Annotated in this window: 24 protein-coding genes; 16 read left to right on the top strand and 8 right to left on the bottom strand. The window is 64.7% G+C overall.

Features of this window, described 5'->3' with window-relative positions; translation table 11 throughout:
* Window positions 1-388 precede the first annotated feature (388 nt).
* Window positions 389-811, top strand: a complete 423-nt coding sequence (locus ACVIYL_RS34990) for a hypothetical protein (RefSeq protein WP_456780689.1) — start codon at window positions 389-391, stop codon at window positions 809-811.
* A 156-nt stretch (window positions 812-967) separates the two neighbouring features.
* Window positions 968-1,672, top strand: a complete 705-nt coding sequence (locus ACVIYL_RS34985; RefSeq protein WP_092089840.1) for a PA1136 family autoinducer-binding transcriptional regulator — start codon at window positions 968-970, stop codon at window positions 1,670-1,672.
* Between the two features lie 48 nt (window positions 1,673-1,720).
* On the opposite strand, the gene ACVIYL_RS34980 is transcribed toward ACVIYL_RS34985, so the two are convergent.
* Entirely contained in the window at window positions 1,721-2,662 is a 942-nt protein-coding gene (locus ACVIYL_RS34980) for a LysR family transcriptional regulator (RefSeq protein WP_456780688.1), read from the bottom strand.
* Between the two features lie 96 nt (window positions 2,663-2,758).
* On the opposite strand from ACVIYL_RS34980, the gene ACVIYL_RS34975 reads away from it, so the two are divergent.
* Complete coding sequence (locus tag ACVIYL_RS34975; protein WP_253608958.1) at window positions 2,759-3,982, top strand: MFS transporter; 1,224 nt, start codon at window positions 2,759-2,761, stop codon at window positions 3,980-3,982.
* Window positions 3,983-4,044: 62 nt separating this feature from the next.
* The gene (locus tag ACVIYL_RS34970; RefSeq protein WP_076831854.1) at window positions 4,045-4,389 is read left to right on the top strand and encodes a Lin0512 family protein; all 345 of its coding nucleotides are present in this window, start codon (window positions 4,045-4,047) and stop codon (window positions 4,387-4,389) included.
* Window positions 4,390-4,422: 33 nt separating this feature from the next.
* Here the strand turns inward: ACVIYL_RS34970 and ACVIYL_RS34965 are convergent, their stop codons facing one another.
* On the bottom strand, window positions 4,423-5,304 hold the full coding sequence (locus ACVIYL_RS34965; RefSeq protein WP_253608957.1) for an SDR family oxidoreductase: 882 nt from the start codon (window positions 5,302-5,304) through the stop codon (window positions 4,423-4,425).
* A gap of 79 nt (window positions 5,305-5,383) precedes the next feature.
* Here ACVIYL_RS34965 and ACVIYL_RS34960 point away from each other — a divergent pair, with 79 nt between their 5' ends.
* Window positions 5,384-6,088 (top strand): glutathione S-transferase family protein, encoded by a 705-nt coding sequence (locus ACVIYL_RS34960; RefSeq protein ID WP_253608956.1) that lies wholly within the window; start codon window positions 5,384-5,386, stop codon window positions 6,086-6,088.
* A 5-nt stretch (window positions 6,089-6,093) separates the two neighbouring features.
* On the opposite strand, the gene ACVIYL_RS34955 is transcribed toward ACVIYL_RS34960, so the two are convergent.
* Window positions 6,094-6,639 (bottom strand): disulfide bond formation protein B, encoded by a 546-nt coding sequence (locus ACVIYL_RS34955; RefSeq protein ID WP_456780687.1) that lies wholly within the window; start codon window positions 6,637-6,639, stop codon window positions 6,094-6,096.
* 8 nt (window positions 6,640-6,647) lie between these two features.
* A complete protein-coding gene (locus ACVIYL_RS34950; RefSeq protein WP_456780686.1) occupies window positions 6,648-6,806 on the bottom strand; it encodes a DUF5993 family protein in 159 nt (52 codons plus the stop codon).
* Window positions 6,807-6,946: 140 nt separating this feature from the next.
* Between ACVIYL_RS34950 and ACVIYL_RS34945 the strand changes: the two genes are divergently transcribed.
* Together ACVIYL_RS34945 and ACVIYL_RS34940 are read left to right on the top strand one after the other, a co-directional pair.
* A complete protein-coding gene (locus ACVIYL_RS34945) occupies window positions 6,947-8,275 on the top strand; it encodes a dicarboxylate/amino acid:cation symporter (protein WP_456780685.1) in 1,329 nt (442 codons plus the stop codon).
* A gap of 457 nt (window positions 8,276-8,732) precedes the next feature.
* The gene (locus tag ACVIYL_RS34940; RefSeq protein ID WP_253608954.1) at window positions 8,733-9,377 is read left to right on the top strand and encodes a glutathione S-transferase family protein; all 645 of its coding nucleotides are present in this window, start codon (window positions 8,733-8,735) and stop codon (window positions 9,375-9,377) included.
* A gap of 157 nt (window positions 9,378-9,534) precedes the next feature.
* On the opposite strand, the gene ACVIYL_RS34935 is transcribed toward ACVIYL_RS34940, so the two are convergent.
* Window positions 9,535-10,431: a LysR family transcriptional regulator gene (locus ACVIYL_RS34935; protein ID WP_253608953.1), complete on the bottom strand. Its 897-nt coding sequence runs from the start codon at window positions 10,429-10,431 to the stop codon at window positions 9,535-9,537.
* A 238-nt stretch (window positions 10,432-10,669) separates the two neighbouring features.
* On the opposite strand from ACVIYL_RS34935, the gene ACVIYL_RS34930 reads away from it, so the two are divergent.
* From ACVIYL_RS34930 to ACVIYL_RS34915, 4 genes are all read left to right on the top strand, one after another.
* Window positions 10,670-11,437 (top strand): SDR family NAD(P)-dependent oxidoreductase, encoded by a 768-nt coding sequence (locus ACVIYL_RS34930; protein ID WP_253608952.1) that lies wholly within the window; start codon window positions 10,670-10,672, stop codon window positions 11,435-11,437.
* 85 nt (window positions 11,438-11,522) lie between these two features.
* Window positions 11,523-12,308, top strand: coding sequence for a carboxymuconolactone decarboxylase family protein (locus tag ACVIYL_RS34925; protein WP_253610028.1), 786 nt, complete (start codon window positions 11,523-11,525; stop codon window positions 12,306-12,308).
* Between the two features lie 116 nt (window positions 12,309-12,424).
* The gene (locus ACVIYL_RS34920) at window positions 12,425-12,820 is read left to right on the top strand and encodes a (R)-mandelonitrile lyase (protein ID WP_253610027.1); all 396 of its coding nucleotides are present in this window, start codon (window positions 12,425-12,427) and stop codon (window positions 12,818-12,820) included.
* Between the two features lie 689 nt (window positions 12,821-13,509).
* Window positions 13,510-14,274, top strand: coding sequence for an SDR family NAD(P)-dependent oxidoreductase (locus ACVIYL_RS34915; RefSeq protein ID WP_253608951.1), 765 nt, complete (start codon window positions 13,510-13,512; stop codon window positions 14,272-14,274).
* A 37-nt stretch (window positions 14,275-14,311) separates the two neighbouring features.
* Here ACVIYL_RS34915 and ACVIYL_RS34910 read toward each other — a convergent pair whose 3' ends face one another.
* The gene (locus ACVIYL_RS34910) at window positions 14,312-15,865 is read right to left on the bottom strand and encodes a winged helix-turn-helix domain-containing tetratricopeptide repeat protein (RefSeq protein WP_253608950.1); all 1,554 of its coding nucleotides are present in this window, start codon (window positions 15,863-15,865) and stop codon (window positions 14,312-14,314) included.
* 164 nt (window positions 15,866-16,029) lie between these two features.
* Between ACVIYL_RS34910 and ACVIYL_RS34905 the strand changes: the two genes are divergently transcribed.
* From ACVIYL_RS34905 to ACVIYL_RS34895, 3 genes are all read left to right on the top strand, one after another.
* On the top strand, window positions 16,030-17,070 hold the full coding sequence (locus ACVIYL_RS34905) for an alpha/beta fold hydrolase (protein ID WP_456780684.1): 1,041 nt from the start codon (window positions 16,030-16,032) through the stop codon (window positions 17,068-17,070).
* Window positions 17,071-17,090: 20 nt separating this feature from the next.
* The gene (locus ACVIYL_RS34900; protein WP_456780683.1) at window positions 17,091-17,600 is read left to right on the top strand and encodes a cytochrome P460 family protein; all 510 of its coding nucleotides are present in this window, start codon (window positions 17,091-17,093) and stop codon (window positions 17,598-17,600) included.
* A 99-nt stretch (window positions 17,601-17,699) separates the two neighbouring features.
* On the top strand, window positions 17,700-18,068 hold the full coding sequence (locus ACVIYL_RS34895; protein ID WP_085967190.1) for an ArsC family reductase: 369 nt from the start codon (window positions 17,700-17,702) through the stop codon (window positions 18,066-18,068).
* 45 nt (window positions 18,069-18,113) lie between these two features.
* Here the strand turns inward: ACVIYL_RS34895 and ACVIYL_RS34890 are convergent, their stop codons facing one another.
* Both ACVIYL_RS34890 and ACVIYL_RS34885 read right to left on the bottom strand, forming a co-directional pair.
* On the bottom strand, window positions 18,114-18,731 hold the full coding sequence (locus tag ACVIYL_RS34890; RefSeq protein ID WP_253608947.1) for a hypothetical protein: 618 nt from the start codon (window positions 18,729-18,731) through the stop codon (window positions 18,114-18,116).
* A gap of 3 nt (window positions 18,732-18,734) precedes the next feature.
* A complete protein-coding gene (locus ACVIYL_RS34885) occupies window positions 18,735-18,896 on the bottom strand; it encodes a hypothetical protein (protein WP_225159108.1) in 162 nt (53 codons plus the stop codon).
* A gap of 339 nt (window positions 18,897-19,235) precedes the next feature.
* Between ACVIYL_RS34885 and ACVIYL_RS34880 the strand changes: the two genes are divergently transcribed.
* Window positions 19,236-19,991, top strand: coding sequence for an ABC transporter ATP-binding protein (locus tag ACVIYL_RS34880; protein ID WP_016839877.1), 756 nt, complete (start codon window positions 19,236-19,238; stop codon window positions 19,989-19,991).
* Window positions 19,984-20,727, top strand: a complete 744-nt coding sequence (locus ACVIYL_RS34875) for an ABC transporter ATP-binding protein (protein WP_076831885.1) — start codon at window positions 19,984-19,986, stop codon at window positions 20,725-20,727. Before ACVIYL_RS34880 ends, ACVIYL_RS34875 begins: the two co-directional genes overlap by 8 nt.
* The last annotated feature ends 34 nt before the right edge of the window (window positions 20,728-20,761 follow it).

Raw genomic sequence — 20,761 nt, 5'->3', positions numbered from 1 at the left:
TCGCCTTACTCGCTTGGGCAATTCACCTCGGCCAAGTCGGATCTCTCCGGCGCTGACTATCCCAACGCCTACAGAGGCGGCCGCTGGAAAATTCTGATGATCGCCGCGGACGAGCGCTATCTGCTGTTGCAGAACGGCACGATGTTCTCGACCGGCAACCATCCCGTCGAGACCTTGTTGCCGATGTATCACCTCGACAAGGCGGGCTTCGAATTCGATATCGCGACCGTGTCGGGCAATCCGGTCAAATTCGAGCTCTGGGCGTTTCCGAAGGAGGACGACGCGGTCAAGAGCATCTACCAGAAATATCTCGCCAGGCTGAAGCAGCCGCTGAAGCTCTCCGACGTGATCGAAAAAAAAACTCGGCAAGGATTCCGATTACATCGCGGTGTTCATTCCCGGCGGCCATGGTGCGCTGATCGGCTTGCCCGAAAGCACCGACGTGAAGGCCGCCCTGAAATGGGCTCTCGACAACGACAAGCACATCATCTCGCTTTGCCATGGCCCGGCGGCGCTGCTGGCGTCCGCGGTCGGCGAAGCCAAGGGCGACTATCCCTTCAAGGGCTACAAGATCTGCGCATTTCCCGACGCCATCGATCGGACCACGCCCGATATCGGCTACATGCCGGGCGCGCTGACCTGGGCGTTCGGCGAACAGTTGCAGGCGCTCGGGGTTGAGATCCTGAACAAGGACATCACCGGCAAGACCCATCAGGATCGCAAGCTGATCACCGGTGACAGCCCCTTCGCCGCCAATAATGTCGGCAAGGCAGCCGCACAGGCTCTGCTCGATACGCTCGGCGGGCGCTGAGCGGGCGGCGGCTTAACCCCCGGGCGGCGCGAATCTCGCCGCGCCGCCGGCGGCGCGCCAATGTCGCGCGCCTTGCAGGCCGACCTCGCTTGAGGGAAAATCCTCAACGCGCTCGGCCGCGCGCGACCGGCCTTCCGCACGACACGATGGCACCGCATGGACCGCTACATCGAAGCCGTGGTTGCGATCGAGGGCAGCGAGAGCTTGCCCGCGATCCAGGCGGCGGTGCGGTCCGCGAGCGTGCCGCTCGGCTACGACCGGTTCGTGATGTTCTCGGCGTCGCCGGCACGTGAGGACCTGGTTGACCGGATCTATTGGGTCGAAGGCGACTGGTTCGGCAAAGGCGTGACCGTCGATGCCGAGACCTATGTCCGGCATTGTCCGGTGACGCGCAATTTCCTCAATGTGGACCAGGCGTTTTTTTGGACCAAGGTGATGTCGGCGCGCGGCGAGAAGTATCGCGTGGTGCGCACGCCGCGCGGGCCCGGTTTCCATGGGCTGCAGGTTCCGGTGTTCGGGCGCACCGGCCTCGAAGGCGCGATGAGCTTCGCCGGAACGCGGATCGATGCGTCGCCGCGGACGCGTGCGGCGCTGACGATGATCGGCGCGGCGGCCTTCCGCGCCGCCCGCGGGCTGATGGAAGCGCACGAGCCGAACGGTGCGTCGAGCCTGTCGCCGCGGGAGCGCGAGGTGTTGCGCTGGATTTCGGCGGGACGACGCCAGGCCGACATCGCGGCATCGCTCGGCCTGTCCGAACGCACGGTCGAGAACCATTTGCGGCGTGCGCGGCTTCGGCTCGGCGTCGCCACGACAGCGCAGGCCATCCGGCTTGCGATCCGCAGCGGTGAGATCGAGGACTGAGGCGCTTGCGGTCGGCCGCCACAGGGCCGGGCGAGCGATCGCTGCGGCTCAGTGTTTCTTCGCCGTCTTCGCCCTGATCTTCGGCGCATGCGTGCCCGCAGCGATCCGCGTCAATGCATCGGCAAATGCACGTGCCGCAGGTCCCAGCGGTTCGTCGAGCCGGTGGGCGAGATAGGCCTCCATCGCAAGCGCGGCGTTGCGGCCGAGCGCGCCGGTTTCGACCCGCACCAGGCGGCGCTCCTTCAGGTCGCGCGCCACCTGCCAGAGCGGCAGCCGGCCCCAGCCGAGCCCGGCCAGGATCATGGCGTGCTTAGTGTCCTGATTGCTCACCCGGCAGATCTGCGGCGAGAGCACGCCGAAGCTGCGGCCCTCCGACAGCGGGGTCGGATCCGACAGCACGATCTGCAGATGATCGGCGAGATCCGCCACGCTCTTGCGGCCGCGGCGCGCGAGCGGATGGCCGGCGGAGGCAACGGCGACGATCTGCACCGCGCAGATCGCATCGAGCGCGAGGCGGGGATCGCGAAAATCCTCGCTGACCGTAACCGCGAGCGCGCTGCGCCGTTCGGTCAAGCCAGCGATCGGACCGCCCATCGGTTCGACCGCGAGCCGCACGCTGACGGACGGATAGGCCGCCCGCATTTCCGTCAGCGCCGCGCCGACGGCGGCGATCGGAAACAGCGTATCGACGACGAGCGAGAGTTCCGATTCCACCCCGTCGCCCAGGCCGCGTGCCCGCGCCCGCATCGCGTCGACACGGAGCAGCAGGTCGCGCGCGTTGCTCAGCAGTGCCTTGCCCTCGGCCGTCAGCGCCGGGCGATGGCTGGAGCGGTCGAACAGCGTCAGCCCGAGTTCGGCTTCGAGGTTGGCGATGGCATGGCTGACCGCGGATTGCACCCGCGCCAGTTTGGCCGCGGCGGCGCGAAAGCTGCCGCGCTCGGCGATGGCGACAAAGGTGCGGATCTGATCGAGCGTCAGGTTGTCGAGCATGATCTATGAAATCGATCAATCGGATGCAAAACATATCACTCCTGTCGATGGTCGGGAAACGCTATCTCTGTGCTCTGACCAGGGCGGAGTGGACGCATGACGATCGAGACGGCCGTGATGCAGCAGACCGAGGCGAAGCGATGGGCCACGGTCGCCATCGTGATCGGTTGCGGGATCGGCGCGGCGCTGCAGGTCGGCAAGGTTCCGATTGCCGCCTCGATGCTGCAACAGAGCCTCGGCATCGACCTTGCCGCGGTCGGAACGATCGCCGGCATCTTTGCGGTCCTCGGCCTTGTCGGCAGCGTGCCGGCGGGCGTGGTGATTGCCGCGGTTGGTGCTCGCAAGGTGCTGCTGTGCGGGCTCGCGGCCATCACGCTGGGGGCAGCCTCGGGCGCGCTCGCGCCACAGTTAGCGGTGCTATTGGCGTCGCGCCTGCTGGAAGGGCTCGGCTTCCTGCTGGTGATGGTCGCGGCTCCTGCATTGCTGGATCGTGTCGTCGATGTCAGCGCGCGCGACGTCACCATGGCGGTGTGGAGCTGCGTGATGCCGTTCGGGATCGCGCTGGCGCTGGTCGCCGGTCCGATCTTCGATGGCTGGCGCACGATCTGGTGGGCCAGTGCTGCCTTTGTCGCCCTGCTGTTCGTGCTCGCCGGCGTCATTGTGCCTGAAGTGGCATCGCGGACCGGCCCGGCGCGGAGCGGCCTGATGCAGGAAGCCACCGCGCTGGCACAGCGCCGCACGCCGGCGCTTCTGATGGTGCTGTTTGCGCTCTACAGCCTGATGTTCTTTGCGCTGTTCAGCTTCCTGCCGATCCTGCTGACCGAGCGGCTCGGCGTGTCCAGCCAAGGCGCCGGCGGGCTCAGTGCGTTGGCCGCGGCCGGCAACATCGTCGGCAATCTCGCCGCCGGTCATCTGCTTGCGCGCGGCGTCAGCCGCAACCTGCTGATCGCCGTGGCGGCATTCGTGATGGGCGCGTCCGCGCTTGGAATCTTCCTGCCGGTGCTCGGCGGCTGGGGCGCATTCTGGCTGTGCCTTTTGTTCTCCGCGATCGGCGGCCTGATCCCGGCGACGTTGCTGGCAACCGCACCCGCGGCGGCGCGATCGGCGGCGATGGTGCCTGTCATGATGGGCCTGTTGATGACGGGCAGCAATTTCGGCCAGGTCACCGGTCCGATCGCGGTCGGCGCTGTGGTCTCGGCATGGGGCTGGCGCGCGGCCTGCGTCATGGTGGTGGCTGCGGCGATCCTTGCCGGTCTCGCGGCGTGGATGCTGGCGCGCGGCGATCACAACAGCGTAAGCGAGGCGAGGGACCCGGCTTGACGCCGCGCGCGCAGGGGCCGAAGGAATGAAGGTCTCTCACGCCAACGACAACAGGAACCTTCATGACACGCGTGCGCTGTATCACCGAAATGGGCATGGGCGTCGACGTCCATGGCCGCGACGCCACCAAGGCCGCCAAGCGGGCCGTCTCGGACGCCATCCGCCATTCCAGCCTCGGCTTCTTCCGCATGCTCGGCAAGACCGCCAACGACATGTTCGTCGACGTCACGATCGCCGTGCCGAATCCCGAAGATGTCGATATCGAAGCGGTCGCGAAGGAATTGCCCTATGGCACCAAGACCGTGAAGGCGATCGCGGGCGGGCTCGAGATTCCGTCCGATCTCGGCAACGACCCGATCCTGATCGCGAATGCCGCCGTCATCGTCAGCTTCGACGACGGCAAGTGACGCAAGTGCGTCAGGGCGACCGCCATGCGTGCGTTATTCGCCGCCTCTGAAATAGTCGGGCTTGCCGGTCGTCCAGGTCTCGCCCCAATGCTGGCCGCCGCCGTCGACGGTCAGCGTCTCGCCGGTGATGAACTTGCCGGAGGGCGCGGCGAGGTAGGCGGCTGCCTCCGCAATGTCCCAGGGCGTGCCCGGGCGCATCATCGGATTGGAGCGCGGGTAGGCGGCGCGCGCCGCTTCGCTGTAAACGTTCCAACCCTCGGTCTCGATCGCGCCGGGCGCGATGCAGTTGATGCGGATGTTCAGCGGCGCCCATTCGACCGCGAGTGCGCGCGACAGGCCGATCACACCGGAGCGTGCCGCGATCGAGTGCGCAATGCCGTAGAGGCCGTGCGTCGTGACCACGACGATGTTGACGATGCTGCCGGGATGCTTGCGGTCGCGCCAGCGCTGCGCCGCGGCCTGCATCATGTACCAGGTGCCGTTGAGGTTGGTGTTGATGACCGCATTCCAGCCCTTGATCGAGACGTCGATCGCGGGGTGCGGGAACTGGCCGCCGGCGCTGTTGACGAGATGATCGACACGGCCGTGCTCGGTCCACAGCGCCTCGAACATTGCATCGACCGCGTCGGGATCCTTGATGTCGGCGACATGCGCGGACGCCTTGAGCCCGCGATGGACGAGACGATCGACCAGTGCGTCGAGCCTGCCGGCATTGCGGCCTGCGACGACGACATGCGCGCCGAGCCGGGCGAACAGCCATGCGATGGCGCTGCCGATGCCGCCGGCGCCGCCGGACACCACGACCACCCGACCGGCGAGCGCATCGGGGGCGAACACGGTCGGGTGCGTTGCGAGTTCGTCGTCGGAGAGGCCGAGCATTGCGCCTGTCGTTGCGCCCGTCTGTTGATCGTTCATGGCCGGTTGCAGACCTTGCGGCTTTCACTGAGCTCCGTACATTAGCCGTCCAACAACAACCCTGCAAAAGAATGTCGACATGACCGACTTGTCTGCCTTTCCCATCACAAAACGCTGGCCCGCCCAGCATCCGGACCGCCTGCAGCTCTATTCGCTGCCGACGCCGAACGGCGTGAAGGTCTCGATCATGCTCGAGGAGATCGGGCTGCCCTACGAGGTCCACCTCGTCGACTTCAACAAGGATGACCAGAAGACGACGGAGTTCCTGTCGCTGAACCCGAACGGCAAGATTCCGGCGATCCTCGATCCCAACGGCCCCGGCGGCAAGCCGCTGCCATTGTTCGAATCCGGCGCTATCCTGCAATATCTCGCCGACAAGACCGGCAAGCTGTTGCCGGTGGACGTCGCGCGCCGCTATCAGGCCATCCAGTGGGTGCATTTCCAGATGGGCGGCATCGGACCGATGTTCGGCCAGGTCGGCTTCTTCCACAAATTCGCCGGCAAGGATTACGAGGACAAGCGGCCGCTGCAGCGCTACATCGCCGAGTCGAAGCGCCTGCTCGGCGTGATGGAGACGCATCTCGCCGGACGGCAGTGGTTCATGGACGATGAATACAGCATCGCCGACATCTCGATGCTCGGCTGGGTGCGCAATCTGATCGGCTTCTACGGTGCGCGCGAGCTCGTCGAATTCGACCAGTTCACGCAGGTCGCGGCCTGGCTGGAGCGCGGTCTCAAGCGGCCGGCGGTGGAGCGCGGATTGAATATTCCGAAGCGTCCCTAAGCAACCTACTTCAGCAGCTCATAGACGACGGGATTGTCGGCGCAGGCGGCAAAGCCGCACTCGAGCAGGGTGGAGAGCACATTCAGTGCCGTCAGCCCGACCACCAGCCATACCGCAACTTGCGCGAACCTGCCGGGCGAGCTGCCCGGCGCCCCGCGGTGCTCGAACTGGCGGTCGAACAGCAGCATCGCCGCGAGTAGCACGATCGCGGCGATGAATCCGATCAGCGCCCACGTATAATAATGATAGCCGAGCAGCGCCGAACCGTAACCCGCGTCGCCGGGGAGGATGTGCAGCAGCACCTGCCGGATCGAGACCGTGGCGCCGACCGTGGCCGTCAGCAGCGACAACGCATAATGACTCGGCCGTGGCCCGAAGCGGATATTGAGGATCGGCCCGATCGCCAGCAGGGCGAACAGGATGCGCTGCAACAGACAGAGCGGACAGGGCAGCTCGTGGAGCAGCAGCTGCGCGGCAAAGGCGGCGGCCAGTACCAGCGCCAGCCCATAGAGCGCGACGGCATTGAGGGTGACGGCCTGCGTGTCGTTCATGGCCGGCCTCAGAACGAGAAGGTGAGACGGTCGGTGGCGTGGTGCAGCAAGGTCGCGACGCAGGCGATCAGGATCACCGCGAACAGGCCGATCGCGACGGGCCGCGGGCCACGCCAGGCCACCAGCATGGCGATGGTGATGGCGAGAAACAATGCCGTGAATTCCATTCCCAGCCTCCCGGTGCGAGCCGGCCGCAGTCTATGACAGATTCGTGTGCGCTCGCGACGCCACGAATGGGCATTGTCGCTTGCGCGCGGCTCCGCCAAGATGGCATCACCAGTTGAGTTCATCCCAGCCGGGGCACCTCATGACCACAGCCGCGATCAAGCCCGTTGCCCATCCCCGTCATCAGCCCTGGTACAAGATCCTCTACGTCCAGGTGCTGATCGCGATCGTGGCAGGTGTCCTGATCGGATATTTCTATCCGAATCTCGGCAAGGAATTGAAGCCGCTGGGCGACGGCTTCATCGCGCTGATCAAGATGATGATCGCGCCGGTCATCTTCTGCACCGTGGTGCACGGCATCTCCTCGATGGGCGACCTCAAGCGCGTCGGCCGGGTCGGGTTGAAGACCCTGATCTATTTCGAGGCGGTGTCGACGGTGGCGCTTGCGGTCGGTCTTCTGGTCGGCGAGCTGCTGCAACCCGGCCACGGCTTCAACATCGATCCTTCCACGATCGATCCGAAATCGGTCTCCAATTACGTCACGCAGGCCAAAGAGCAGGGCATCGTTGCCCATCTGATGGCGATCATTCCGGACAGCTATCTCGGCGCGGTCGCGCGTGGCGACCTGTTGCAGGTGCTGCTGATCTCGATTCTCTCGGGCTTCGCCATCGCTCTCATGGGCAACGTCGGCGAGCCGATTGCGTCCGCGATCGACACGGCCGCCAAGATGTTCTTCGGCATCATCCGGATCATCGTCCGCGTCGCGCCGCTCGGCGCATTCGGCGCGATGGCCTTTACGGTCGGCGCCTACGGCCTCGGCTCGCTGTTGAATCTGGCGGCGCTGATCGCGACCTTCTATCTCACCAGCATCCTGTTCGTGCTGATCGTGCTGGGCGCCATCGCACGGCTCGCCGGCTTCTCGATCATCCGCTTCATCGCCTATATCAAGGACGAGCTCCTGATCGTGCTCGGCACATCGTCGTCGGAGACGGTGCTGCCGCAGATGATCCAGAAGATGGAGCATCTCGGCGCCTCGCGCTCGGTGGTCGGCCTCGTGGTGCCGACCGGCTACAGCTTCAATCTCGACGGCACCAACATCTACATGACGCTGGCGACGCTGTTCCTGGCGCAGGCCACCAACACGCATCTGACGATCTGGCAGGAGCTCGGCATTTTGGGCATCGCCATGATCACCTCGAAGGGCGCGTCCGGCGTCACCGGCGCCGGCTTCATCACGCTCGCTGCAACGCTGTCGATCGTGCCCGATATTCCGATCCAGTCGATCGCGATCCTGGTCGGCATCGACAAGTTCATGAGCGAGTGCCGCGCGCTCACCAACCTGATCGGCAACGGCGTCGCCTGCGTCGTGATCAGCCTGTCGGAAGGCGAGCTCGACAAGCAAGCGCTGCACGAGACGATGGCGCATCCGCTCGAGCTCGGCGAGGCGCTCGAGCCGGGCGGCTCAGGCTAGAGCACTATGAAGTGATGGGGCCGTCGCAGGGGCGCTGCCAAAAGATCGAAAACAACCCCATGCAACGCTGCCGGTGGCAGCCGGCGTTCGACCAAGCAACTTGACACGTCGGGCAACTCAGGGATATTCTTCTAATATTCCGAAATTGCGCAGGCGTCCGCTCGTCCCACGGCTTTCGCATATGGCATTTGCGGGCTTCTGCAACCGACGCTTCCACCTTCGGCATGGCATTTGCGGGCTTCTGCAACCGACGCTTCCACGTCGCAGGCGGGAGAGGGAACGCGCCTTGTTCGCGGCCGCAGCCCAGGTCGTGAACTCGTAAGGTGGAAGCGCCCGCACGGTAGGATGACAACTATGCGCCAAGCCTTGAGTGTATGATGCGTCGTCGATCGTCCGTTGCGCCGCTGGCTTGCCTCTGCGAGTTCGTTCATCCAGCCCAATCCAGGAATGCTTAACTATGCTCACCGTCTATGGCGAAGGTCGTGGCTTCCGTGTTGTCTGGCTGCTCGAGGAATTGGGATTGGCTTATCGGCTGCGCCCGGTCGATCTGCTCGCAGCCGGCGGGGTTGATCGCGATTTCCTCGCCATCAATCCCGCCGGCTTCATTCCCGTACTGCAGGACGGCGAGACGATCATGGTCGAATCGATCGCGATTCTTGAGTACCTGCTCGCCCGCCACGGCTCAGGTTCGCTTGCCGTCGCCCCTGACGATCCCGCCTTCGCGTCCTATCTGCAATTTCTCCATCTGGGCGAGGCCGGGCTCGCCGGGCCGATGAACGCCGTCATTGTCGGTCGCCAACTGGCGCCCGAAGCCGAGCGAGATGCCCGGGTTACTTGTTGGGCATTCGAGACCTTCGAGAGCCGGCTGGGGTTGGTTATCCGCCGCCTCGCGGATTGCCCCTATCTCGCCGGCGACCGATTCACCGCTGCCGATATCTCGGTGAGCTACGCCCTCCTGCTCGGCATGCGAACCGGCAATTACGTCCCCGGTCCTACCGAGCGGGACTATCTCGCCCGCACGACGGCACGCCCTGCCTACGTCCGAGCGATGGAGAGCTGCCAGGCCACCAAGGCTTGGGCGGCGAGATCACCGGGATTGTAATGCTCGCTTCAATCCGGCTGTGGCTTCGCGCTTACAAGTCTACTGCCTGGGCCGTGTACTGATAAGCGGCTGGCGCCTGATCCCCGCTTAACCCCCACAGCGGCGGAAAAGCGGTCATCTCGCGAGATCGCCGAAGGCCCACAAGCAGAAGTGCCGCCTACTTCCCTCGATATCGAAGAGCGTCAACCAGCAGCGAGAATGCCGGTGAAGATTGACGACGGCTAGGGTAGTACAGGTGGTATCCGGAAAATGGAGGACACCAATCCGACAGCACCCGAACGAGCCGTCCGTCGGAGACGTAGGGCTGCACGTTACGCTCCATCAGGTATGCGAGGCCAAAGCCGTTCAACGCCGCTTGCAAGAGCGGTCCTGCGCCATTGAAAACGAGCTGGCCGTCGACCCGCACGTTGAGCGCGCGGCCGTCCTTCTCGAATTCCCAAGCGTAGAGCCCGCCATGGGTCGGCAAGCGCAGGTTCAGGCAGTTGTGGCTGGTCAGATCCTGGGGCGTGCGCGGCCTCTTTCGGTTGGCAAAATATGACGGAGCGCCCACGACCGCGGACCGCAAATCCGGTCCGACTCGAACGGCAATCATGTCTTTCGCGACCAGTTCGCCGGGCCGGATGCCAGCGTCGTATCGCTGCGCAACGATGTTCGCGAGGCCGTAGTCGACAATGACTTCGACGCTGATGTCCGGGTAATTCGGCAGGATCTTCGCCAGGGCGGGCAGCAGGATCGCTTCGGCGGCGTGTTCGGTCGCCGTGATCCGGATGTTGCCGGCCGGTTTCTCCCGCAGCTCGCCGAGGGCCGACAGCTCGGCGTCCATTTCCTCAAATTTCGGCCCGATGCTCCGGAGCAGGCGCTCTCCCGCCGGGGTCGGTGCAACGCTTCGCGTGGTGCGGTTGAGGAGCCTCACCCCGAGCCGTTCCTCCAGACCGCGGACGGTCTGGCTGAGAGCGGATTGCGAAATGCCGAGCTTGGCTCCCGCGCCTGTGAAGCTGCGTTCCCTCGCGACCGCCAGAAATGCGAGGAGGTCGCCTGCGTTCTCGCGGTCCATTCATAAGCTCCACTAATGATTCCAATCAGGTTCTATCACCTAATCTTTAACGTCCGAAAGACCTAGGTTCAGCCTGGTCGGCGCGACGCGCGGCGGCAGGGAGCGCCATTCGATGGCACTCGTCACGAGAGCGGGCGTGCCCGGTGTCCTGGCCGAGGGGCATTCGAAGCGGAGGCGCTGAAACCGGCATGACAACCGAACGGATCGAATGATCCTGCAAGATGAAATGAGGAGCTGAATGAACCCCGTCTATGATTTCAAAGGACAGGTGGCCCTGGTCACCGGTGCCGCCAAGGGCATGGGACTGGCAACGGCGCGGATGTTCGCCGAGAGCGGCGCCTCCGTCGTGCTGGCCGACCTGGACGGCGATCTCGCCGCGAAGGAGGCGGAGCGGATCATCCGAGACGGCGGCACCGCAATCGGCTTGGCCTGCGACGTCGCCGACGAGGCGCAGGTGGCGGCGATGGTCGATCGCGCGGTCGCAGAATACGGACGGCTCGACATGGCGTTCAACAACGCGGGCATCCAAGTGCCGCCGTCGGACGCCGCCGAGGAGCCGATCGAGCATTTCGAGCGCGTCACCGCGGTAAACCAGCGCGGGGTCTGGACCTGCATGAAGCATCAGCTGCGCGTGATGCGCGATCAAGGGAGCGGCGCGATCGTCAATTGCTCTTCTTTGGGCGGTCTCGTCGGCCTCCCGCAACGCGCAGCCTATCACGGCACCAAACACGCCGTGCTCGGAATGACCAAGAGCGCGGGTGTCGAATATGCCCCGCGCGGTATCCGCATCAACGCGGTCTGCCCCGGCACAATCGATACGCCGATGGTCGCCGACATGCTCAAAGGCCAGGCCGACGCGATGGCCGAAATCATGAAGCAGCAGCCAATCGGCCGCCTCGGCCGGGCCGAGGAGGTCGCAGCCGCCGTGTTGTGGCTATGCAGTCCGGCCGCGAGTTTTGTCATCGGCGTGGGCCTGCCGGTCGACGGCGGCTTCACCGCGCACTGAGGACCATACCGTGGGGTATGCCGATCTTAGGCATTTTGCGCGGATTCAGCCGGGCGGGGTCACGTTCAACAAGAAGGAGTTCCTAATGAGAGCCCTCGCGACGGTCGCCATTACGCTTTGCCTGGTGGCACAGACCTCTGCCCGGACGGCGGCGACCAGGATGGAAGGAACCAAGGTCATGCCTACGTCAGAAGACATTCGCGCCGTCGCGCCCGTCCTCGAAAAATATGCCAAAGGCGTCGTGCTCGGCGATCTGTGGAAGCGCCCGGGACTGTCGGCGCGCGACAGGAGCATCGTTACCGTCGCCGCTCTGATCGCGCGCGATCAGACGGTCGAACTGCCGTACTATCTCAATGTCGCGCTCGACAGCGGCGTGAAGCCCGCCGAGATCTCGGAGATCATCACGCATCTTGCATTCTATACCGGCTGGGCCAACGCCATCGACGCCGTTCCGGCAACAAAGGACGTGTTCAAGAGTCGCAATATCGGAGCCGATCAACTGCCGCCGGCTTCCGGACCACAACTTCCCCTGGATGAGGCGGCGGAGTCGCAGCGTGCCACGCGCGTCGGGCAGCAATTCGGACAGATCACGCCCAGCCTCGTGCAGTACACGACCGATGTGCTGTTCCGAGACCTCTGGCTGAGGCCGGGACTCGCGCCGCGGGACAGGAGCCTGGTCACCGTCAGCGCCTTGGTCGCGACCGGCCAGGTCGCCCAGGTCACCTATCATTTGAACCGGGCGATGGACAACGGGTTGACAAAGGAGGCGGCCGGAGAGGTCGTCGGCCATCTTGCTTTCTATGCGGGTTGGCCCAACGCGTTCTCGGCCGCAGCGGTGGTCAAGGAAGTCATCGAGAAAAGGCCCCGCTAGCAATGACGTATTCACGTCGACAAGTCGTCGTCGCCACCGCGGCGTTTGCTGCATTCGCCGCGACGAGCGCCACCGCGGAAACCTCGAACGTGCAGCGAAGGAGTTCGGATATGGATATCGACATCAAACGAAACGGCTCTCGTCCCGCTGCCCAGGGGTCTGCGGACTGGTTCACCGGATCGGTCCGCATCGATCCTCTGTTCCAAGCTCCGGATCCCGCACGCGTCGGCGCCGGCCAAGTCACGTTCGAGCCCGGCGCCCGGACCGCCTGGCACACGCATCCGCTCGGGCAAACGCTGATCATCACGGCGGGGCTCGGCTGGGTGCAGCGCGAGGGCGGGCCCGTCAAGGAGGTCCGTCCAGGCGACGTCGTGTGGTTTCCGCCCGGGCTGAAGCACTGGCACGGCGCTTCGCCTACCACCGCAATGACGCATATCGCCATCCAGGAATCAGTGAATGGCAAGAACGTGGATTGGATGGAGAAGGTCTCCGATGAGCAGTATCGAAGGTGAGTTGAGGGCTCAGCGCAAAGACGAAATGATCGACGCCTCCGCCGATGTGGCGCGGACGCCCTGGCGTCGCTCCCGAAGGCACACTGTGGACGGACTCTGAGAGGATGCGAAGCTTTGTCCTCACCCACCGTTGTCGTCGCCCGGCCGGGCGATGACGCCGCGGGGTGTGGCATCTTGAATTGCGACTCATCCTCACCGTCGTCCCTGCGAAAGCAGGGACCCATAACCACCGATGGTCATCGTCGAGCGATGCCAGAACGACGAGGCCCGTCCACAACATCCGCCGCGGAATATGGGTCCCTGCTCCGTGCGCAATAGCGCACTCGGCAGGGACGACAAGTGGAGAGAGCCTTGTCCCCTCCACCTGTCATCGCCCGGCACTCGACCGGGCGACCCAGTACGCCGCGGCCTCTCGGCTCAACAATCGGCGCCTCTGGAATACTGGATCACCCGCATGCGCGCGTGACGACACGTGTCCCCTGGCGCATCCACCTCTCCACCTGTCATCGCCCGGCACTCGACCGGGCGACCCAGTACGCCGCGGCCTCTCGGCTCAACAATCGGCGCCTCTGGAATACTGGATCACCCGCATGCGCGCGTGACGACACTGAGCAAGCTGAGTAAGCCAATTCCGTCACTCTGAGCAGCGTCGCCTGCTCGACGAGATCCAGCATTTTGAAAGGTCAGCAATGGTAGACAGCTTCGAAGGAAAGGTTGCGCTTGTTACCGGCGCCGCTGGTGGCATTGGTCTGGCGACAGCCAGGGCATTTGGTGTTGCAGGCGCGTCCGTGGTCGTTGCAGACAGCAACACAGCGTTGCTCGAAACTGCCGCTGCGGAACTGCGATCCGCGGGTCATGACGTCCTTGCCATCGGCTGCGATGTAACGGATCGGGGCCAGGTGAACGCAATGATCGAGCAGGCGATCGAGACTTACGGGAAGCTCGATGCAGCTTTCAACAATGCGGGCATAAACTGCGATGCTGCGCCATTGGTTGAAACGGAAGATGCCGAGTTTGACAACATCATCGATGTCAATCTGCGCGGCGTGTGGAACTGCATGAAGGCGGAGCTTCGCCACATGACCGCACAAAGAAGCGGCGCAATCGTCAACTGCTCGTCGATCGGCGGGATGAGGGGCTCCAAAGGGCGCGCCGCCTATTCCGCCAGCAAATTCGGGGTGATAGGTCTCACCCGCGCCTCCGCACTCGATTATGCCGGGAAGGGCATCCGTATCAACGCAGTCTGCCCGGGCATTATCGGCAATACTCCGATGGCGAAGCGGGTTACAAAGAACAACGATCCAGAGATCGTCAAGGCGTTCGTAGCAGCCGAACCGATCGGACGCCTTGGCGAACCTGAAGAAATCGCTGCGGCTGTTCTATGGTTATGCGGCTCGGCGGCAAGCTTTGTGGTCGGCCATGCCTTGGTGGTCGATGGAGGTATTTTGGCCTAACCAGCGGGTGAATGATCGTCGCGTCCTCCGAGCGGCGTCAGTCCGGGACGCCGGCCGCCGTGAGGGTTTCACGATAAGTCGCGGACATCGCTTCCACCGGGAACGGGATCCGCGACAGGAAGCCGGAGATCGTGAACTCCGGGTCGACCTTGAGCAGCTCGCGCGCGATCTGGGCCGCGCGTGCGGTGTCGCCGGTCTTCACCAGCGCCACGATCAGGACGCGCAGCGCCACCGCGAAGCGGCGGTTCTGCGCCAGCGCCTTGTCGGCCCACATCACCGCTTCGGCGAAATTCCGGTCGAGCACCGCGCAGATCGCCAGCGCCGCGGCAGCGAACCAGCCGCGCGGGTCGCGCGGGTTCAGCCGTTGCGCGCGCTCGATCATGGCGCGGCCAGCTTTCTGATTGCCGCGCATCGCCTCGATCCAGCCGCCGAGCACGAGCGCCATCGCCGAGTTCGGATTGATCGCAAGCGACCGCTCGAACAGGTCGCGCGCGGGCTCGATCTCGTCGGCCATGTTCCAGATCGCGAACGCCGCCATCCACAACACCTGCGGGTCACCGGGCGCGAGCTCGACCGCGCGCCAGGCCTGCGCCACCGCGCGCTCCCGGTAGGCGTCGTTCGGCTTCAGCCAGCCCTGGACATGGCGCATCGCATGACAATAGGCGGAGGCCGCCAGCGCGGGCGCATAGGCGGGGTCGAGCGCCAGCGCCTGGTCGAGGCAATCGAGCGCGGCTTCCATGCTCTCGGGCGTGAACTCGTAACGCAGGCTGTAGGCGCGCAGCAGCAGGTCGTAGGCGTCGAGCCTGTCCGGCGGCGCCGCCCGCAGCCGCTCGGCTTCCGCGACGAGCAGGGTCGGCTCGATCGCGCCGACCACGTTCTCGGTGATGCGGTCCTGCAGGTCGAACACGTCGGCGGCCGCGCCGTCGAAGCGGTCGGCCCACAGATGCGCGCCGGAGCTGGCGTCGATCAACTGCCCGGTGATGCGCAACCGATCGCCGCCGCGGCGGACGCTGCCTTCGAGCACATAGCCGACGCCGAGATCGCGGCCGACCTGGCGGATGTCGACCGCCTTGCCTTTGTAGGTGAAGGCGGAGTTGCGCGCGATCACCGTGAGGCGGCTGCAACGCGCGAGCGCGGTGGTGATGTCCTCGGCGATGCCGTCGGCGAAATAATCCTGCTCGGGATCGCCGCTCATATTGGTGAAGGGCAGCACCGCGATCGACGGGCCCTCGCTCGGCCGCGGCGGGCTGGCATTGCCTGCAGCCGGACGATCGTGCGCGGTGTCCTCCCTGACATCGCCGACAAAGCGGAGACCCTTGCGGGGCAGGGTGCGGATCAGCCGCTGCTCCTCGCCATTGTCGCCGATCGCCGTCCGCGCCGCATTGACCCGGCTGCTCAGCGTCGCTTCCGAGACGATCCGGCCGTGCCAGACGGCGGCCAGCACCTCGTCGCGGCTGACCACCCGATCGCGGGCGCGGATCAGGAATTCGAGGAGGTCGAAGACCTGCGGCTCGACGGCCACCAGAGCATCGCCACGGCGCAGTTCCCGGCGTTCGGAATCGAGGGTGAAGTCATTGAAGTAGTAGGTCAAATTGGAAGGTCCGGTGGCCGGCAGCTGAATGCGTGGCGGAACCTAGCACAGGCGGCGTGGAGCCAAAATCACGACGGTCTGAAGGACAAATCCACGTCCTCTGAAAGCGGACGGGGTCGGTCTCTGCAATATTCAATTCCGACACCAGACTTAAGGAGATCGCCATGTCGCAGTCCATCAATCAGCAGCGCCGCCGCTTCCTTGGCATCGCCGGCGGGATCCTTGCCGCCTCCAGGCTCGGCTTCATCGGTTCGGCTCAGGCCCAGTCCAAACCGGCGCTGCCTGCGATAAAGGCTGGCGCCCACACCTCGATCGGTCCCGTCAAGCAGATCAATGCCGGCGTGCTTGATACAGGTTATGTCGAGATGGGTCCTGCGTCCGGTCCCGCGGTGATCCTGCTGCACGGCTGGCCCTACGACATCCACAGCTATGCCGACGTCGCGCCGGCGCTGGCCGAGGCCGGCTACCGCGTGATCGTGCCGCATCTGCGCGGCTATGGCACCACGCGCTTCCTCTCGGGCGATACCAAGCGCAGCGGCCAGCCGGTCGCGGTCGCCGCCGACATCATCGCGCTGATGGACGTCCTGAAGATCGAAATGGCCGTGCTCGGCGGCTACGACTGGGGTGCGCGCACCGCCAACATCATGGCGGTGCTCTGGCCCGAGCGCTGCAAGGCGATGGTCTCGGTCAGCGGCTATCTGATCGGCAGCCAGGCGGCCGGCAAGATGCCGCTGCCGCCGAAGGCCGAGCTGCAATGGTGGTACCAGTTCTACTTCGCGACCGAGCGCGGCCGCGAGGGCTATGCCAAGAACCGGCACGACTTCAACAAGCTGATCTGGCAGCTTGCCTCGCCGCAGTGGAAGTTCGACGACGCCACCTACGACCGCAGCGCAGCCGCGTTCGAGAACCCCGATCACGTCGAGATCGTGATCCACAATTACCGCTGGCGGTTAGGTCTCGCGGAGGGCGAGGCGAAGTACGATGCCTTCGAGAAGACGCTGGCGCAGGCGCCTGCCATCGCGATCCCGACCATCACGATGGAGGGCGATGCCAACGGCGCGCCGCATCCGGAGCCCGCGGCCTATGCCAAGAAGTTCTCCGGCCATTACGAGCATCGGCTCCTGACCGGCGGCATCGGCCACAATCTGCCGCAGGAAGCGCCGCAGGCCTTCGTCCAGGCCATCATCGACGTCAGCAAGGTCTGAGACGGAGCGGATCGAGGATCATGAGACAGGTTTTGAAATGGGCAGCTGCCGCGATCGCGGCAGCCTGCATCAGCGCGTCATTGCCGTTTGCCGTCGGACATGCCGATGACGCCGCACTGGCATCGCCGATCTTCGGCGTGAAAATCCCCGACGGCTATCGCGACTGGAAGCTGATCGCGGTCGGCGAGGAGACCGGGCTCGACGAACTGCGCAGCGTGCTCGGCAACGCCACCGCCGTGAAGGCCTATCAGGACGGCGCCGCGCGTTTCCCCGACGGCACCGTGCTGGTCAAGCTGGCCTGGAAGCGCAAGCCGGTTGCAGGCCTCAACGGCGCCTTCATCACGGGGCCGGCGACCACGGTCCAGGTCATGGTCAAGGACGCGGCCAAATATGCATCGACCGGCGGCTGGGGCTTTGGCCGCTTCATCGACGGCAAGCCGGTCGATGCCGCCCAGCACGAGACGTGTTTTGCCTGCCACGAGGCGCACGCCAGCGATCACGATTTCGTCTTCACGTGCTACGCGCACTGAACGCCGGCAATATCGGTGTGGAGACCTGATGGCTCCGATCTGGCGCCGGGATTGCCGCGAGGCTAATTTCCCCGCCGCAATCGCATGCGGGGAACGGCTTTGACCATCACCATCTACGGCATCAAGAACTGCGACACCATGAAGAAGGCGCGGGCCTGGCTCGACGATCACGGCGTCGCCTACGACTTCCACGACTACAAGACCGCCGGGATCGCCAAGGACAAGCTCAAGCAGTGGAGCGACGAGGTCGGCTGGGAGACGCTGCTCAATCGCGCCGGCACGACCTTCAAGAAGCTGCCCGATGCCGACAAGGAAGGGTTGAACGAGCGCAAGGCGCTGGCGCTGATGGCCGAGCAACCCTCGATGATCAAGCGTCCGGTGCTCGATCTCGGGGGCAAGCGCGTGGTCGGCTTCAAGCCGGACATCTACGCCAAGGAAGTGCCGGCGAAGGCGCGCAAGAAGGGCTAAGGCGCTTCCAGCGATGTCGTGACCGCTTCGCGTGACGCGACGCGTCTAGATCAGCTCGACCGAATCCTGGCTTGCCGGACGATCTGCCGGCACGAACCTGCGGTCGATCACCGCCCGCTCCGTGACCACCGGGGCCGACTTCGCCTTCACGCCCATCAGGTTGTGCAGCCGGAAGCGGCCGTCGATGCTGATCGCCTTGTAGGAGCCGATGATGTGCTCGACGCTGTCGCCGCGTCCGAACGGCAGCAGCAGCCGCTCATAGGACACGTCCTTGCCGTCGGCGTCCGTGACCTCCGCAACCGTATAGGTCGGACGCTTGCGCGCGAGGCAAGCACGATAGGACAGGATCACGCCGGCATAGCGCTCGGGTCCGATCGCATCGTCAAGAAAGCGGTTGGTGCGCAGCGGCGGCTCGATGTGCTCGTTGCCATAGGCCGTCGTCAGCCTCGCGCCTTCCTGCGTAATCAGGAAACGTGCCGCCTCGCCACTGCCGACCACGTCAAAGCCCATCATGTCGGCGCGCTCGTCGGCGGTGCCCTCGGTGTGGAAGTCGCACAGCAGGGGAAGCGCGTCCGGCATGCGCAGCGCGCGCAGCCAGGCGTTCAGCAGCACACGCTGCGTGATCGATTTGACCACCGATGGATCGGCACTTCTGAATTGCATCGGCTAGCCGAATTCAGGCACATCCCCGGACGGGATGCGGCCAGGGACAAGTTCATCGATCTGCGGGATGGTTTGGCTGCGGGCATAAAGTCGCAGCCACGTGCCGAGGAAATCACGTTGCGGGATCGATTTGACGACTGAAGGATTGGCGCGCTCGAAATGCAAGGCTCTAGCCGTTCATCATGCAATGGCCGGAGCTTCGGCGAGAGGCGCAAATATTCTATGAAAGCGGGAGTCCGGAGCAAAACACCGTTAACGACCGCTTTCCCGAGGCGCAAAGCGCGCCGAAATGCCATTCGACTAAGGATCAACCGGAACCGGTCACGCGGATGCCGCAGTGCACAGCTTTCCACCTTGCGTAACCGCCGCAGATGACGGCATATTCCGGCCCGGAGGCGACGGGCCCCGGACGGTTTCCAAGACGGATCGGACGCCTGTCGGACACGAAAAAAGCTGGCCACGCGGGCGAGGGGCTTCGCAGCGATGGCGTATGGGGGAATCTATTTGGCCGATGAGTTCATCCTCGAAACCAGCGGATTGACCAAGGAATTCGCGGGTTTCTTCGCCGTTCGCGACGTCGCGTTGAAAGTGCGTCGGGGCAGTATCCATGCGTTGATCGGGCCGAACGGCGCCGGCAAGACGACCTGTTTCAATCTGCTGACCAAATTCCTGAAGCCGTCGGCAGGCCAGATTCGCTACAAGGGCCACGACATCACCGCGATGCCGCCGGCCGACGTGGCGCGCCTCGGGCTGGTCCGCTCGTTTCAGATTTCGGCGGTATTTCCGCATTTGACGGCGCTCGAGAACGTTCGCGTGGCGCTGCAGCGGCAGCACGGTTCGTCGTTCGATTTCTGGCGTTCGAAAAGCGTGCTCGACCGCTTCAATCCGCGCGCCCACGAGCTGCTGAACGACGTCGGCTTGAGCGAATTCGCCAATACGCCGGCGGTCGAGATGCCGTACGGCCGCAAGCGCGCACTTGAAATTGCAACGACGCTCGCGCTCGACCCCGAGATGATGCTGCTCGACGAGCCGATGGCCGGCATGGGCCACGAGGACATCGACAAGATCGCGGCGCTGATCAAGCGGATCTCCGCGAAATACACCATCCTGATGGTCGAACATAACCTCTCGGTGGTGGCCAACCTCTCCGACATCATCACCGTGCTGACGCGCGGGCAGGTGCTGGCGGAGGGCAACTACGCCGACCTCTCCAAGGACGAGCGCGTGAAGGAAGCCTATCTGGGAGCGGGTCATGGCTGAGGCAAAACTGGCGGAGAAGCCCGTCGCTGCGGCCGGCGCCGACGTGCTGACGGTCAAGGATCTGCAGGCCTGGTACGGCGAATCCCACATCCTTCACGGCATCAATTTCAACGTGAAGGCCGGCGAGGTGGTGACGCTGCTCGGCCGCAACGGCGCCGGCAAGACCACCACGTTGAAGTCGGTGATGGGCGTCATCAACAAGCGCTCCGGCTCGATCCGCTTCGACAATCAGGAAATCATCCGCGCTACCTCGGACAAGATCGCGCGGCTCGGCATCGCATTCTGTCCCGAGGAGCGCGGCATTTTCGCCAGCCTCGACGTGCGCGAGAACCTGCTGCTGCCGCCGGTGGTGCGGCCGGGCGGCCTGCCGCTCGACCAGATCTTCACGCTGTTTCCCAACCTGAAGGAGCGCCTCACCAGCCAGGGCACCAAGCTCTCGGGCGGCGAGCAGCAGATGCTGGCGATTGCGCGCATCCTGCGCACCGGCGCGCGCTTCCTGATGCTGGACGAGCCGACCGAAGGGTTGGCGCCGGTCATCATCCAGCAGATCGGGCACACCATTGCGCGCCTGAAGTCGCAGGGCTTCACGATCCTGTTGGTCGAACAGAATTTCCGTTTCGCCTCGACCGTTGCGGACCGCTACTACATTGTCGAGCACGGCAAGGTGATCGACGGCTTCGCGAATTCCGAGCTGTCGGCCAACATGGACAAGCTCCATACCTATCTCGGCGTCTGATATCGCCAGAACCAGAAAATTTAGGACGAGGGAA

It is taken from the genome of Bradyrhizobium sp. USDA 3315 (genome assembly GCF_054056795.1).
Note: the sequence above shows the minus strand (reverse complement) of the source record. Positions and strands in the feature narration are given on the sequence as shown.